The following is a 14,703-nucleotide window of genomic DNA, read 5'->3' as shown; positions in this document are numbered from 1 at the left end:
ATAGCACATCAATGTAATTATTTTGCTCATACAGTTGATTTGCTTATCCCTCGTCGGATTAACAGGCTCTACGAGACCTTCCGCAATGTTTCTGTCATTATATGGGTCATATATAAAAAATGCGCCCATTGTCGGAAAACAAAGAATTTACTACCAAGAATAATGGAAATGATTTAATAAAAATAATATTGAATAGTTAACGGTTGAAAGCTTTGGCTTACATACACTCTTTTAATATTTCATCAATTAAAGCTTTTACATCCGGATTCTCTTTATTATGGGCAAGTAAATAATTTACTTTTAAGTCTACATTCTTCTTTAAAGTTTCTTTAGTAATACCTCCATCCCTATATTTATTGAGTAATAACTTTAAAATGGTTTTACAAAATTGGGTAATCATCTCTGCCTCCACTAAAACCATACCTTTCCAAAAAATATATAAATTTTCTAATAGATGAACATAATAATATTAGGGTAATGTATATGTTACCACCTATGTATATAAAAGTCAATACACAAGGTAATATATGGAAATATTTTTAACTCCATTTATTTAGCGTTTAAAAAGCGTTAACATTGTCAAATCCCCTCGGAATATTACATAATTTGTTCTACGAAAAACCTTGTATTTTCCTTGATTTTACAATATAATTTCTATGTAATCCCTCTAATTCATACAAACTTATATTTTCATATAAGTTTTACTAAAGGCTGGTGTTTTATTTGTTGCAAATAAATACAAAAAGAAATTTATTACCCAACATTACACCGGATAAAATAGTTGTAAACTATCTATTAATTCTTATAGGTTGTACATTATGTGCCCTCATCCTAAGTTTATTAACACTTCAATTTAATATTATTAAGTTTTATACACTAGCATCGGAAATTCTTTGTACAGGTTTATTGACAACAATATTTTTCTTGGTATGGTATACTTACCCAACAAATAATCAGGAAATAAATAGTATTGGTATTGGCTCACTTATTATCATTTTTAATAGTATATTGTTTTTATATTTCTACTTTGAACCAAATCTTATATCTACTTTATATACTAAATACGTAGACTTGGCATCAATTTACAAAATAACTGGAAGATTAGCTAAAGCCTCATTATTATTTATAAGTTTTACAGGTATTATACCCTATAAATTTAATAAGTTGACCCTTTTGTTTATAACAATATTTGTTTCAATTTCAATATCATCTTCTGTCTATATTTTTCCGGCAATTTTTAGCGGTTTAGCTACCTCTTATGAAACTCCAGGGAAAAAAATCAATATCATAACGTATATAATAATAAATATTATTATTATATTTTTATTATTACCTTGCATTTATACAGTAATGAGAAATTCTAAATATAAAGAACTGCCCTATTATAAGTATATTTTTTCAGGCCTTTTGGCTTCTGTAGCCAATGAAATCTGTATTTCCCTTGAAATATTTTCTATCCCATATTTCTATATGTTGGGATATGTGCTAAAAACCATTTCTTATTTTTATTTCTTTAAAGGAATTTCAGCAGATAAATTTAAAAATATTAACAATAACCTTGATGAACCCCTCGAGGAACATGAGGAACATATTAAAGATATCTTAAATATATACCCTTCAGGTATAGCACTTTTTAATAAAGACTTTAGATTAATATTTATAAATAAAGGGCTAGAAAAGATAATTGGTTACAAATCGGAAGAGATTCATGGGTTACATATTGAATCTATAGTTCAGAGATTCAAAATTACCGATATTAACCTAATCCCAATTATACCTTTAATAAATATGGAAAATATTTATACAAAGCTAGCATCGAAAAAAACTGATATAATAAGTATTATTAACCGTAATGGCGAAAAAATTATATTATCAGTCAAATATTACAGCCTCAATAACAATAATTTTTTGCTGATGTTGTCAAGTGATGATAATTCACTAGAAATTGAAAAGGTTAAATTACAAACAACCCATATTCTAAATTCTATTGATAGCTTTGTAGTTATGGTTGATAAAAACAACAGAATTATTTCATGTAACAGGTTATTTCAGGAAGTAACGGGAATAAAACCAAATAATGCTATAGGCATGACAACAAAAGAACTTTGTAAAATTTTGAATTTAAGGTTTAACAAGACAACATCCATAAGCAGAAAATATATAAATGGTTGTTTTAAAACCCGTGAGGTAACAATAAATTCTGTAGATGGGACAAAAAAGCATCTTGTGTTTCAATTCACTTCTGTTAAAGACATAGAAGGTAAAAATAACGGTTATATTATAACAGGGTCAGATATTACCTTATTAAAACAGGAGCAGCAAAATATACAGCATCAAGAAAAGCTTGCCATAATTGGCCAGCTTGGTTCCGGAATTGTCCATGAAACAAAAAATATGTTGGCATCAATAAAGGGTTATTGCCAGTTAATCTACCTTAAAACAGATAATGATTACGTAAAAAACACAATAAAAAGAGTCGATGATATTACTTCGGAAGTAAACAGGATAATAACGGAATTTTTAGCTTTTGCAAAGCCCAGTCCCCAAAATTTTAAAGTTGTTTTCTTAAATAATATAATATTATCAATTAAATATATGTTGGAAAGTCCGTCATTTATTAACGGAGTTAAAGTGGAATTCAATCTTACTGAATATGAAAAACCTATATATGCTGATGAATTACAAATTAAACAGGTAATCCTTAATATGGCCAAAAATGCCATAGAAGCAATGGCTGATACTGAATCACCATTGCTTGTAATCTCTACCTCAATATCAGATTCATGTAAAGAAATGGTGTTTACAATATCCGATAATGGAAAAGGGTTATCTAAAGAGGATTTATCAAAACTGGGCACACCCTTTTACACTACCAAAGAATGTGGTACAGGATTGGGACTGAATACATGTTATAGAATAATTGAGGAGCATAACGGAAAAATTGTTGTTGAAAGTGAACTTGACAAGGGTACTAAATTTACAATATTTCTTCCATGTAAATCAATTCATAAAGAACAGGAGGCTTCTTATAGGCTATTCCCGGAAAAGTCTACTTGAAATAGTCCTTAACGCTTTAATAGTATAGTCAATTTCTTCTATCGTGTTAAAACACCCTAAACTAAAACGGACAACTCCTTGTGTCCCTGTACCCAATGTTTCATGCGCAAGGGGCGCACAGTGAAAACCGCCTCTTGATGCTATACCATATTGTACATTAAGAATATCTACAATTTCGGAAGAATCAAATTCACCAAAATTTATAGCCAATATACCGGAGTTTTTCCCACTTTCTATAAGGCTGTACACCTTAATTCCCCTGATATCCCTTATGCCTTCATAAAATCTCTTTAACAACATTTGTTTGTAATACGCAATATTTGCCAGGCCAAAATTATTAATAAACCTCACTCCTGTGCCTAATCCTACAATACCGGGTAGATTTAATGTGCCGCTCTCAAGCAAATCAGGCATTATTTCAGGTTGATCCGGATTTTTTGAATTGCTTCCCGTACCACCATGCAACAAAGGATTTATATTAATCCCCTCTCTTATATAAAGGCCACCTGTTCCCGGCGGCCCCAACAATCCTTTATGTCCCGGAAATGCTAGGAAATCTATATTCATCTTTTTAACGTCAATATTTATACTTCCTGCTCCCTGAGCAGAATCCAGCAAAAACAATAAACCATGTTCCTTTGAGATTTTCCCTATTTCTTCAATAGGAAGTATTGTTCCATTTACATTTGAAGACAGGGTTGAGACAATTAAAGAAGTATTATTTTTTATGCTTCGTTTTATAGAATCCGGATCAATTTCTCCAAATTTATTTCCCCAAACAATAGTAACTTCAATTCCGTTATGTCTTTCAAGATATTTTAGGGGCCTTAATATAGAATTGTGTTCCATACTTGTTGTAATTACATGTTCATTTGGTTTTAGTATTCCTTTTATTACAATATTTAATGCCTCTGTCGCATTTTTTGTAAAACAAAGCTGTAAAGGATTTTCTATATTAAAAAAGCTGCAGATAATTTCTCTTGTCTCATATACAACATTTTCAGAATCAATTGACATTTGGTGACCGCTTCTCCCCGGATTTGCACAATAATACCTCAAACATCTGTGCATTTCCTCATAAACCTTACAAGGTTTGGGGAATGAAGTGGCAGCATTATCCAAATAAACTACATTGTTATATATAGCTCATCACCCGAATTTTTAAATCATAATATATAATATGCAGCATTATGTGTATACAATGCAATTAATTTTCGCTAATGAGTTATTCAGTCCTAATAATTTTATTTTGTTCAAGGACCTTTATAAGAATTACAGCAATAACGCCTCCTATAATCGCTGTTACCAACTGTGGCCATCCAAAAGAAAAGGACATAACCTCATGCAATTTGGGCGGCACATTATAAAATCTTAAAAATACTGTTACTGACATATAAAGAAACAAAAATTTCAAAACAGCTCCTAATAAAATTCCAACATACTTACCTGCGTCTTTAAGTAGAGGCTTAAATCTATTATTTTTTGTAGAGAAATAAAAGGCAGACACTAATAATAAATTGCCGGCAGCAATAAAAGGAAGAAAAGGTATGGGTACAACTGCGCCTGTTATAATTGCTCCAAATGGGGAAAATACTGATACTGCCGTCCCTCCCCATAAACCGGCTGCTGATGTTGCGATTAAAAGGCAGGCATTAACTAAGGGACCTACGACAAAATTGCTGTTTGGTCCTAATTTGGTATACCTTCCCAGCATTTGGAATACAACAGTTAAAGCAAGTAATATGGCTGTCCTTGTAATATATTTAGTCTTTATATTGTTCATTTATATCACTCCTATGTTTAATGTTGATATTAAATACTTTCAGTATTTATGCAAGTAACTATCTTACAGCACTATACCAGCATAGCTACTTTTACTTTTATACCATTAATATTACCCAATTTTCCTGTAATTGCACCAATTTCGTCATTAGTACCGTCAATAATTATAGATATTATCGAAATACCCTGCTCTCTATAAGGTATTCCCATTCTTCCTACAATTATATTTCCAAAACTGCTTAAAACTTCATTAACCATGGCAGCTGTCTCTTCACGGTTACTCACGGCAATACCTACTACAGCTATCCTGTTCTTTTTTTCTTCTGACACTATTTTATTTACCATTATATAACCCCTCTCTAAATATGATACTATGATTTACTTTAAATGTACTTAAATTTATTATAATGTCAATTTTTTAGTTTTAAAATAGTAAAAATAAAAAATATTTTTAAAATATAACTGAAATTTCATTTTTGGTATCGATCACACATAGAAAAAATGTTTTAGAGCGATTAAATATAAAATAAAGGCTGCCGGAATTTAAGTTTACCGGCAACCTAATGCTTGGCGCATTTAATTCAAGTTAAGAAAATGTTGAAAGGAAGGATATAGATTTAGATTGAAGGATATAGATTTACTTAAACCAACACAGGCTGTATCTGCTTTCCTTTCAACGCCTCCACCATTGTCGGCACTATCATATCCATCTTTGACACCAATGAGTTGCATTTCTTCACGGGGTCATCCTGGCCAAAAGGAACAAAGTATATGTTCTTTGTGTTAATCAACAGCCCAATGTTTTTTGCGTTGGCTCCAAGCCCATCATTTGTTGAAATTGCGATAACTACAGGCTTCTGATTCCTCAGGTGAGCCTTTACCGCCATGGTTACTGCAGTATCTGTAATACCATTGGCCAGTTTGCTCAAAGTATTCCCCGTGCAAGGCGCAACCACCAAAATATCCAGTAAAGATTTAGGTCCTATTGGTTCTGCTTCTACCAACGTTGATATTATTTTATTTCCTGTTAAAACCTCTAATTTCAGTTTAGTATCTTCCGCTCTGCCAAACCTTGTGTCATTATTATTTATTGAACCCGAAATTATCGGATAAACTGTAGCTCCTTCTTTTATCAATTTTTCAATTTCAGGAAAAACATCATCTATTTTGCAAAATGACCCTGTTAAAGCAAACCCCACTTTTATTCCGTCAAAAAGCATTTTTTACACCCCCAATTCATCCAGAATATTATAAATAGTATCTTTTATAAATTTAGCTGCAGTAACAGGAGCAACTTTTCCAGGTAATGATAATGCCCAATTAACCTTTAAGCCCATAAGCCGTGCCTTTTCAAAATCAACTCCACCCGGTTTGGATGCCAGATCAATAATCAGACAATCCTTGTTAATTTTCTTTAGCAATTCCTCATTTAAGATTAATGCCGGTATAGTATTAAAGATTACATCCATTAGGGAAACATAATTTCCTAATTCATTAATAAATATTGGTTTATAGCCATAACTCTTTATCCAAGCAATATCCGAATATTTCCTTGCTTCAACATATACATTTACACCTATGCCATGCAACATTTTTGCAAGTATTTTGCCTATTCTGCCAAACCCTAATATTAATGCATTTGAACTATGTAATGTAATTGGTAATTCCTCCATTGCAATTTGAATTGCACCTTCGGCAGTAGGTATTGCATTTAAAACAGCCATCTCTTCTCTATCAAGTATATCTATGGAATAAACATTATAGACCTGTGCAAGGTGGGCTATTTTACTACTTATCCTCCCGGCAATAAAAAGCTGTTTTTTGTCCATCATTCTAAAAACATCGTTTATATATATTTTTTCTGTAGAAAATGGCGCATTAATTGTTTCGTCATCATTAGAGCATGGTAACGGAGCAATGACAACATCATTTTGGTCAATAGCTTTATGTAGATTTTCCGTTATTTCAACTGCTAATTTAACTTTAGTATTATTAAATCCATAAATGCTTACATTATTACCGTCTTCCTTTATTAAATCAGCCAGCTTAAGACTCCTGAGATCTCCACCGATAACTGCAAATCTTTTAATTTTAATATTCATATAATTCCTCCTTTTAGTTTATCCAAGCTACATAACTATTATATCTTATGATACGTAAGTTATATTAGTGCTTGTATATACTCATACTTATTGCCCGATTAGTCAATAGTAGTTTTTGTAAAAAAATATCCTGCTTTTAGAAAAAGCAGGATATTTATATTTTTTCAGCAAAGCAAATTTGCTTTGTTATCTTAAGTCCGTATAAGGGCTTTTAGGTCAATATCTTCCTTAACCCCGCCAACTGCCGCAAGGCTTACTTTGTCAAAATTAAATACTTGTCTTATAACTTTGTTAACCATATCTATATTAACTTTATCGATTTTTTCCAGTACTTCCTCATGTGTATGTATATACCCGAGAAGTACTTCGGATTTACCAATACTATTCATTCTGCTGTTAGTACTTTCAAGCCCCAACATGTAGTTGCCTTTTAGTTGTTCTTTCGATTTACTTAATTCAAACTCATCGATACCTTTTATGATAATATTTTCCACTTCCTCCATAATCAACTTTACTACTAATTTAACCTGTTCAGGGTTCATGCCTGCATATATGGTAAATAAGCCTGTGTTTTTATATGAAGAAGGGTATGAGTAAATAGAATATACCAGTCCCTTTTCTTCCCTAATTTTTTGAAAGAGCCTGGAACTCATACCTCCACCAAGTATATTATTTATAATAAGCAGGGGATAAATATCATCATTTCCGTGTTCAATTCCCTTAAAACCTATGCATAAATGTATCTGCTCCGTTTCTTTTTTCTTTATTTTGAAATCCGGTATAAACTCTACCGGATTATATAAATTTACTTTCTGATGTTCACTTTTCCAAGGACTAAAGTATTTATTAATCAAATCAAACAATTTGTTTTCGTCAAAATTACCTGCTACCGCAATTACAGTATTTGAACAGGTATAATTTTTATAAATATAGTCTTTTATCATTTCCTTATTTAGATTTTCAAGACATTTATATGTGCCCAATATAGGATATCCAAGAGGATCTCCATTCCATATTGTTTCGGATAACACGTCATGCACAAGCTCTTCAGGTGTATCTTCGTACATGTTGATTTCTTCCGTTATAACCTGTTTCTCTACAGCAATATCTTTATCATTAAATATAGAATTAAAAAACATGTCCCATAGTAAATCTACAGCTATTTCAATATGGGAATCCAGGGTTTTTGCATAGTAGCAAGTATACTCTTTCCCTGTAAACGCGTTTAATTGACCCCCTATACTATCGATACAGCCAGCAATAGCCTTTGCAGTCCTATTTTTGGTCCCTTTAAAGAGCATGTGTTCTATAAAGTGGGATATCCCATTATTTGTTATATTTTCGTTTCTTGACCCTGTACCAACCCATATACCAATGGATACCGACCTTAAATATGGTATTTTTTCATAAACAACTCTGACTCCATTATCCAATGTAAATTTTTTCAGCATTTATGTTCCCTATCCTTATACTCTTCATCTAACAAAGCATCTTTACGGGACAAGTTTATTCTACCTTGTTTGTCTATTTCCATAACTTTAACTAATATTTCATCTCCAATATTTACAATATCTTCTACTCTTGCAACTCTTTTTTTGTCAAGCTTGGATATATGGACCAAACCCTCCTTGCCGGGTAAAAATTCAACAAAAGCACCAAAAGGTAAAATTCTTATTACTTTACCCAGGTATACCTGACCGGGTTCTACTTCTTTACCAAGGCCCTCAATTATTCTTATGGCTTTAGCACCTAACTGAGCATCTGAAGTAGCTACATATACTCTTCCATCATCTTCTATATCAATTTTTACCCCCGTGTCGGCAATGATTTTATTTATCATTTTTCCGCCTGGTCCAATGACATCTCTGATTTTTTCCGGGTCAATATTGGTCATCAGTATTTTTGGTGCGTAAGTTGAAAGCTCTTTTCTTGGTTCAGGTATTGTTTTTAATATAACTTCATCAAGAATTTGATATCTGCCTTTTCTAGTCATTTCAAAAGCCTGTCTTATTATTTCTTCAGTAAGTCCGTCAATTTTTATATCTACTTGAATAGCTGTTATTCCCTTTTTTGTCCCTGCTACTTTAAAGTCCATATCTCCATAAAAATCTTCTATTCCTTGTATATCCATTATTACAATAAAATTCTCAGGCTTATTTTCATCAACTACCAGACCTGCTGAAATTCCAGCAACAGGGCTTTTAATTGGCACACCTGCATCCATTAATGCCAAAGTGCTTCCACAAACACTGGCCTGGGATGTTGAACCGTTAGACATAAGCACTTCTGATACCAGCCTTATGGCATAAGGAAATTCTTCTTCACTTGGTATAACAGGTTCTAATGCCTTCTCTGCCAATGCCCCGTGGCCTATTTCCCTTCTACCCGGTCCTCTGGAGGGCTTTGCTTCTCCCACACTAAAAGATGGAAAATTGTAGTGGTGCATATACCTTTTTTCTTCTTCAAGGTCAACACCATCAAGAACTTGGACTTCTCCCAATGCTCCAAGAGTCAAGGTAGTAAGGACTTGCGTCTGACCTCTCTGAAAAAAACCGGAGCCATGAGTTCTAGGCAATAATCCCACTTCTGCATACATGGGCCTTATTTCATCCAACTTCCTACCGTCAACTCTTCTGCCTTCTTTCAATATCAAGTCTCTAACTATTTTTCTTTCCAGTTTATATACAGCTTCTGATATAGTTGTCTCCATTTCAGGATAAATTTCAGAAAAATGTTGTATTATCTCATTTCTCAACTGAGAAACATTATCCTCCCTAACCTGTTTATCTGCTGAAAGCAAAGATTCTTTAACTCGGTCATGGGCAAATTCCTTTACAGCATTAAATATTTCTTCAGGTACCTCAAAAGATTGGTATTCAAATTTTGGCTTTCCTACTTCAGCAACTATCCCCTCGATAAACTCTACAATTTTTTTGATCTCTTTATGCCCTTCCTTTATAGCACTGAGCATAATATCTTCCGGAATTTCATTAGCCCCTGCTTCAATCATTATAATTTTTTCTTTTGTGCCGGCGAGGGTCACATACATCTGGCTTTTTTCCCTTTGCTTAGTGTTTGGATTAATTATTACTTTATCGTCTACTAACCCAAGGACAACACCTCCAATGGGTCCGTTGAAAGGTATATCGGAAATTGAAAGTGCTGCTGACGTACCTATCATTGAAGCTATTTCAGGTGAATTATCCTGATCTACAGAAAGTACAGTATTGATAACCGATACATCATTTCTTAAATCTTTAGGAAATAAGGGCCTTATAGGACGGTCTATAACCCTTGCTGTCAATATGGCTTTTTCAGAGGGCTTTCCTTCTCTTTTAATGAACCCTCCAGGAATTTTACCTACTGCATATAACCTTTCTTCATAATCAACACTTAAAGGGAAAAAGTCTATCCCTTCCCGTGGTTCCGTTGATGCTGTAGCAGTAGAAAGGACAACGGTATCTCCATATCTTACTAATACAGCTCCATTTGCAAGTTGAGCATACTTGCCCGTTTCAATTATAAGCTCTCTTCCTGCCAACTCCATTTTAAAAGTTTTGTACATTATTAAATACTGCCTCCTTTAGTAAATTGCTACAGATCAAATTTTATTGACAGAAAACAGAAAACGGACACCATAAACCAGATATTTACAATTTCCGCAAAGATTCAATTATCTGATCTTTGGTCTCTGTTCCCTGTTTCTGCCACTTTTTAATATAATTAATCTGCAGCTTTAATTTAATGATTAATATTATATTAATATTATTATTTACATTTATTATTTTTACATTAGCAAAAATAATGAGCGGGATACCGCTCACTATTATTTTCTAAGATTAAGTTTTTCGACAATTGCACGGTAACGTTCAACATCTGTTCTTTGCAGGTAGTTAAGAAGTCCTCTTCTTTGTCCTACCATCTTTAAAAGGCCCCTTCTTGAGTGGTGGTCCTTTTTGTGAATTTTAAGGTGCTCATTCAAATGATTTATCCTTTCTGTAAGAAGCGCAATCTGCACTTCCGGCGAACCGGTATCATTTTCATGAAGCCTATACTTGCTAATAATTTCCTGCTTTAATTCCTTTTGCATAAAAAAACCTCCTTTAATAAATCCCCACAAGCCTTGTAACCGGCCGGAGTTCTCCGGCAACAAAGCAAATGGTTAATTCCCTAATATCAAATATATTTTACCAACCATTCAATTTCAAGTCAAGAACTAGTTAAGTTTTGGCTTCATTTTTTAATTTTGAAAAAATGCTGGAAGGAGCATTTAGTTACTGGAAGCATTTTCTTCAAAAAAAAATAAAATGCGCCCTTTCAATAGTACCAATTTAACATAATTCGAATATTATGTATAGTGAAATATATTATTGCTTTAATAATATGACCCATGTTTTAAGGAGGTTGTTGTTATGCAAACAAGTTTCGTTGAAGATTTAAACGCACCCATGATGCCATGGGTACCTGAAAATTATTTAAATGCCAATAACTTATGCTATCCTCAACCGTGTATTCCTCAAGAAACAGTTATAAGTAACGTAAAGTTAGCAAGGGCATATGTCCCATACCAAAGAATCTGTACTTTATATCCTCCTGAAGAAGCTTTGCATGCTGGAACTGCTTTTCCCGAGCTTTACCAGCCTTACGTAATTAAAAAAACGCTAAAACCTAAAATAATGCCATTGAGGGAGGAATGTAACCATGAATCTAAATAAACAAGCTCTTTTAAAGAAAATAATGGCCCTGGATTTTATGGCAGTAGATCTTCAATTATATCTTGATACACATCCATGTGACAGAAATGCTCTTATGAAATATAACTCAATTGTAAGCCAAGCTCGAATGTTACGCCAAACTTATGAAAATATGTATGGGCCTCTATGTTCTTACAGGTCGGTAAGCAAATATCCATGGCAGTGGATAAACGATCCATGGCCTTGGAACTACCAGTTCAACTTTAGAATGTCAGGAGAGGAGTTGTAAAATATGTGGATTTATGAAAAGAAACTTGAATATCCGGTAAAGATAAAAACCCCCAACCCAAAGATGGCAAAATATATAATAACTCAATATGGAGGACCAGATGGAGAGCTGGCTGCATCATTAAGATACTTGAGCCAAAGATTTTCTATGGTTACACCTCAAGCAAGAGCAGTATTAAATGATATAGGCACTGAAGAACTTGCCCATCTGGAAATAGTAGGTACAATGGTACGTCAATTAATTGAAGGTGCGAGTATTGAAGAAATTAAAGCAGAGGATTTAGGTTCATATTATGCAGACCATGATAAAGCAGTATACCCGTTGAGTGCAGCAGGTGTACCATTTACTGCTGCATATATCCAATCTAAAGGTGACCCTATAACTGACCTGCATGAAGATATGGCAGCAGAACAAAAAGCACGTTCCACTTATGAATGGCTTATTAATTTGGCAGATGACCCCGATGTAATTGATCCTTTAAGATTTCTAAGAGAAAGAGAAGTAGTCCATTTTCAGCGGTTTGGAGAAACTTTAAGGATTGTGCAGGAATACTTGGATAGCCAGAAGTATTTCCACGTTGAGAAATTTCCCAAAGCAGAAGGAAAATAATAGAACTTAACGACGCCTTATAAAATACCCGCCATTTTAATGGCGGGTATTTTAATTCATGCAATACTCTTTTATCTTTAGTACTGCACTATCAATATGTTGAGGTATTGTTTCATTTTTAATACCTACAATCTCAATACCGCATTTATTTAAAGGTATCAATATTTTTATTGCAGGACTTGTTGCAATAGCTTCTGCCATTTTGGGGGTAAACTCACCCATCATTGAGTTTGCCAAAATTATTCCAATTGGGCCTGTGATTATGTCAACTTTTGTAGAATTAAAAACTATGGCATTTTCTCCGGTAGCTCCTTCATCTGCACCGGCCTTTAACATAAGCACAGTAGCCGCTGAATTGGTACCCAATGCAATTATTTTTACTGTTTCGGGCAATTCTTTTCTCAATCTTTCAACTATAGCCTTTCCTATTCCGCCTCCTTGCCCGTCAATAACGGCAATTCTCATACTACTTCCTCCATTTATAAATGTTTTTTGCCACATTATCGGTTCAATGCCTTCAATATGGCTTTTTTAATAGCTTCTGCAGCTTTTTGCCTATATGAATCGGATTTTAACTTGCTCAATTCATTATAATTAGACATATAGCCCACTTCAACAATTACGGCAGGAACCCTCGATGCACGAAGCACTGTAAGGTCGCTACGAGGCACAATACCAATATTCCTTGACCCCAACAATTTTGACATTTCATTTTGCACAATCGATGCAAGAGTTTTGCTTGACAGACCATCCTTATTTACTCCCGAATAAGGATAATAAAGGGTCATTGTTCCTGTTACCGAACTATTTTTATAAGCATTATTATGTATGCTTATAAGCATATCCACATTAACCCTGTTTGCAAGGGCGGATCTTTGGGAAAGTCCCACATAACTGTCATCACTTCTTGTCATATATACGGTTATTCCTTCTGCTTTTAAAAGTGCCTGCAGTTTCCTTGCAATATCTAAATTAAGATTCTTTTCTTTTATTCCGCCATAAACTGCACCAGGTTCATTTCCTCCATGCCCAGGGTCAATTACAACTACATATTGTCTTCCTCCTCTTGAAATATTTACATTACTGGTTCTTTCACCTACATGGACAGCCCTATTGTCACCATCCCAGCTTACTGGAGTATTTAAAGTCTCCGCAACAAATCTTACAGGTACCATTACGGTACCCCTTACAAGTATCGGGGGTATCTCCAATTGGGTTGAAACATTATTTACCTTTGCATTTGTTTGCCCTATTGCCATACTTATGACTGTATTACCTTTGATTATATTAAAACTGCCTTTTTCCGGGTACCAGTCTACCCTAGCCCCAATATTTTCGAATACAGTTCTAGCTGGTGCCAAAATCCTGCCGTTAATAGCCACCGGTTCTCTTTCTAAAGTAATCCTGTTGCCTTTAACAAAAATATTTACGTTTGCTATTACCGCATTAGTTTCCGGCGTAAATGCATAGGCAAAAGCTGTAAATAAGATAAAAATAAAACTGAGAATAATTGATAATACTATTTTTTTCATACTACCTCCCATAATTATATAGTTTACATAATATTTCTACATGTAAACTTAAAAATCCTCTTTGTAATTTCTACCAATCAATTCTGGGAGGTATATTAAATTTTCAAAAATCGTCTTAACTTTTCCTTATAGTATTGAATAAATAATGTATATACATAATCATATAATACAAATATGGCTTCTAAGAGTACTAGGCCTGCCCATAACGGAAACTTTATATTTACTATACCTGTACCACCAGCAACAATTTCCTTAAATAGTACTATCGCTCCAGTCATACAAACATTAAAATAAATAATCTTTAAAATATATTCCAAAACAATTTTATCTATTTTTTCAATGTAATATTTAATAATACCGTAAACTCCAAAAAACACACTATAAGGTATAATTCTAATTTTATTTGGGATTATAATAAAAGCTAACAAGTTCGTAAGGATATAAAAAACCCACCCTGACCCTGTGCCATATTCCATTATAATTATAGAAACAAAAAATGAACTTAGGACATAAAAAGATAACTTGCTTGTAGGCATTATCGTTGCTAAAAGCAAGCACATAATGGCAATTGCCGCCAAAATTCCATTTAGAGCAAATTTCTTTGTATTATTATATGCCATACAAACCCCTCTAATCAT

The 14,703-nt window shown here is 33.5% G+C and carries 16 protein-coding genes; 4 read left to right on the top strand and 12 right to left on the bottom strand.

Annotated features, from left to right (window positions below; all coding sequences use genetic code 11):
• Positions 1-217 precede the first annotated feature (217 nt).
• Positions 218-400: a hypothetical protein gene (locus tag HPY74_08325; protein ID NSW90666.1), complete on the bottom strand. Its 183-nt coding sequence runs from the start codon at positions 398-400 to the stop codon at positions 218-220.
• A 506-nt stretch (positions 401-906) separates the two neighbouring features.
• Between HPY74_08325 and HPY74_08320 the strand changes: the two genes are divergently transcribed.
• Positions 907-3,057 (top strand): PAS domain S-box protein, encoded by a 2,151-nt coding sequence (locus HPY74_08320; GenBank protein NSW90665.1) that lies wholly within the window; start codon positions 907-909, stop codon positions 3,055-3,057.
• Here the strand turns inward: HPY74_08320 and HPY74_08315 are convergent.
• The 8 genes from HPY74_08315 to rpsO form a co-directional block, all read right to left on the bottom strand.
• Positions 3,034-4,200 (bottom strand): aminotransferase class V-fold PLP-dependent enzyme, encoded by a 1,167-nt coding sequence (locus HPY74_08315; GenBank protein ID NSW90664.1) that lies wholly within the window; start codon positions 4,198-4,200, stop codon positions 3,034-3,036. The genes HPY74_08320 and HPY74_08315 overlap by 24 nt on opposite strands.
• A gap of 82 nt (positions 4,201-4,282) precedes the next feature.
• Positions 4,283-4,840, bottom strand: a complete 558-nt coding sequence (locus tag HPY74_08310; GenBank protein ID NSW90663.1) for an ECF transporter S component — start codon at positions 4,838-4,840, stop codon at positions 4,283-4,285.
• 71 nt (positions 4,841-4,911) lie between these two features.
• Entirely contained in the window at positions 4,912-5,184 is a 273-nt protein-coding gene (locus HPY74_08305; GenBank protein ID NSW90662.1) for a CopG family transcriptional regulator, read from the bottom strand.
• Between the two features lie 296 nt (positions 5,185-5,480).
• Positions 5,481-6,059 carry a dipicolinate synthase subunit B gene (locus tag HPY74_08300; protein ID NSW90661.1) on the bottom strand — a complete coding sequence of 193 codons (579 nt, stop codon included), beginning with the start codon at positions 6,057-6,059 and terminating at the stop codon, positions 5,481-5,483.
• A 3-nt stretch (positions 6,060-6,062) separates the two neighbouring features.
• Positions 6,063-6,935 (bottom strand): dipicolinate synthase subunit DpsA, encoded by an 873-nt coding sequence (gene dpsA, locus HPY74_08295; protein NSW90660.1) that lies wholly within the window; start codon positions 6,933-6,935, stop codon positions 6,063-6,065.
• A 197-nt stretch (positions 6,936-7,132) separates the two neighbouring features.
• A complete protein-coding gene (locus tag HPY74_08290; protein ID NSW90659.1) occupies positions 7,133-8,392 on the bottom strand; it encodes an insulinase family protein in 1,260 nt (419 codons plus the stop codon).
• On the bottom strand, positions 8,386-10,506 hold the full coding sequence (locus HPY74_08285; protein NSW90658.1) for a polyribonucleotide nucleotidyltransferase: 2,121 nt from the start codon (positions 10,504-10,506) through the stop codon (positions 8,386-8,388). Before HPY74_08285 ends, HPY74_08290 begins: the two co-directional genes overlap by 7 nt.
• A gap of 261 nt (positions 10,507-10,767) precedes the next feature.
• Positions 10,768-11,031, bottom strand: a complete 264-nt coding sequence (gene rpsO, locus HPY74_08280; protein ID NSW90657.1) for a 30S ribosomal protein S15 — start codon at positions 11,029-11,031, stop codon at positions 10,768-10,770.
• Positions 11,032-11,389: 358 nt separating this feature from the next.
• On the opposite strand from rpsO, the gene HPY74_08275 reads away from it, so the two are divergent.
• The 3 genes from HPY74_08275 to HPY74_08265 are packed head-to-tail and all read left to right on the top strand — an operon-like array spanning position 11,390 to position 12,533.
• The gene (locus HPY74_08275; protein NSW90656.1) at positions 11,390-11,656 is read left to right on the top strand and encodes a spore coat associated protein CotJA; all 267 of its coding nucleotides are present in this window, start codon (positions 11,390-11,392) and stop codon (positions 11,654-11,656) included.
• Positions 11,643-11,924 (top strand): spore coat protein CotJB, encoded by a 282-nt coding sequence (locus tag HPY74_08270; protein ID NSW90655.1) that lies wholly within the window; start codon positions 11,643-11,645, stop codon positions 11,922-11,924. Before HPY74_08275 ends, HPY74_08270 begins: the two co-directional genes overlap by 14 nt.
• Before the next feature lie 3 nt (positions 11,925-11,927).
• Positions 11,928-12,533, top strand: coding sequence for a manganese catalase family protein (locus tag HPY74_08265; protein ID NSW90654.1), 606 nt, complete (start codon positions 11,928-11,930; stop codon positions 12,531-12,533).
• 51 nt (positions 12,534-12,584) lie between these two features.
• Here the strand turns inward: HPY74_08265 and HPY74_08260 are convergent, their stop codons facing one another.
• From HPY74_08260 to HPY74_08250, 3 genes are all read right to left on the bottom strand, one after another.
• Positions 12,585-12,998 carry a DUF3842 family protein gene (locus HPY74_08260; GenBank protein ID NSW90653.1) on the bottom strand — a complete coding sequence of 138 codons (414 nt, stop codon included), beginning with the start codon at positions 12,996-12,998 and terminating at the stop codon, positions 12,585-12,587.
• A gap of 35 nt (positions 12,999-13,033) precedes the next feature.
• Complete coding sequence (locus HPY74_08255; protein NSW90652.1) at positions 13,034-14,065, bottom strand: N-acetylmuramoyl-L-alanine amidase; 1,032 nt, start codon at positions 14,063-14,065, stop codon at positions 13,034-13,036.
• Positions 14,066-14,160: 95 nt separating this feature from the next.
• The gene (locus tag HPY74_08250) at positions 14,161-14,685 is read right to left on the bottom strand and encodes a hypothetical protein (protein ID NSW90651.1); all 525 of its coding nucleotides are present in this window, start codon (positions 14,683-14,685) and stop codon (positions 14,161-14,163) included.
• Positions 14,686-14,703: the final 18 nt, after the last annotated feature.

Source organism: Bacillota bacterium (assembly GCA_013314855.1).
Classification (GTDB): domain Bacteria; phylum Bacillota; class Clostridia; order Acetivibrionales; family DUMC01; genus Ch48.
This window is presented reverse-complemented; position numbering and strand designations above follow the sequence as displayed.

Excerpts from the sequence above, each read along its gene's own strand:
- HPY74_08325 (NSW90666.1), bottom strand. The coding sequence starts at position 400 with ATGATTACCCAATTTTGTAAAACCATTTTAAAGTTATTACTCAATAAA.
- HPY74_08310 (NSW90663.1), bottom strand. The coding sequence starts at position 4,840 with ATGAACAATATAAAGACTAAATATATTACAAGGACAGCCATATTACTT.
- HPY74_08305 (NSW90662.1), bottom strand. The coding sequence starts at position 5,184 with ATGGTAAATAAAATAGTGTCAGAAGAAAAAAAGAACAGGATAGCTGTA.
- HPY74_08300 (NSW90661.1), bottom strand. The coding sequence starts at position 6,059 with ATGCTTTTTGACGGAATAAAAGTGGGGTTTGCTTTAACAGGGTCATTT.
- HPY74_08290 (NSW90659.1), bottom strand. The coding sequence starts at position 8,392 with ATGCTGAAAAAATTTACATTGGATAATGGAGTCAGAGTTGTTTATGAA.
- HPY74_08285 (NSW90658.1), bottom strand. The coding sequence starts at position 10,506 with ATGTACAAAACTTTTAAAATGGAGTTGGCAGGAAGAGAGCTTATAATT.
- rpsO (NSW90657.1), bottom strand. The coding sequence starts at position 11,031 with ATGCAAAAGGAATTAAAGCAGGAAATTATTAGCAAGTATAGGCTTCAT.
- HPY74_08275 (NSW90656.1), top strand. The coding sequence starts at position 11,390 with ATGATGCCATGGGTACCTGAAAATTATTTAAATGCCAATAACTTATGC.
- HPY74_08270 (NSW90655.1), top strand. The coding sequence starts at position 11,643 with ATGAATCTAAATAAACAAGCTCTTTTAAAGAAAATAATGGCCCTGGAT.
- HPY74_08265 (NSW90654.1), top strand. The coding sequence starts at position 11,928 with ATGTGGATTTATGAAAAGAAACTTGAATATCCGGTAAAGATAAAAACC.
- HPY74_08260 (NSW90653.1), bottom strand. The coding sequence starts at position 12,998 with ATGAGAATTGCCGTTATTGACGGGCAAGGAGGCGGAATAGGAAAGGCT.
- HPY74_08255 (NSW90652.1), bottom strand. The coding sequence starts at position 14,065 with ATGAAAAAAATAGTATTATCAATTATTCTCAGTTTTATTTTTATCTTA.
- HPY74_08250 (NSW90651.1), bottom strand. The coding sequence starts at position 14,685 with ATGGCATATAATAATACAAAGAAATTTGCTCTAAATGGAATTTTGGCG.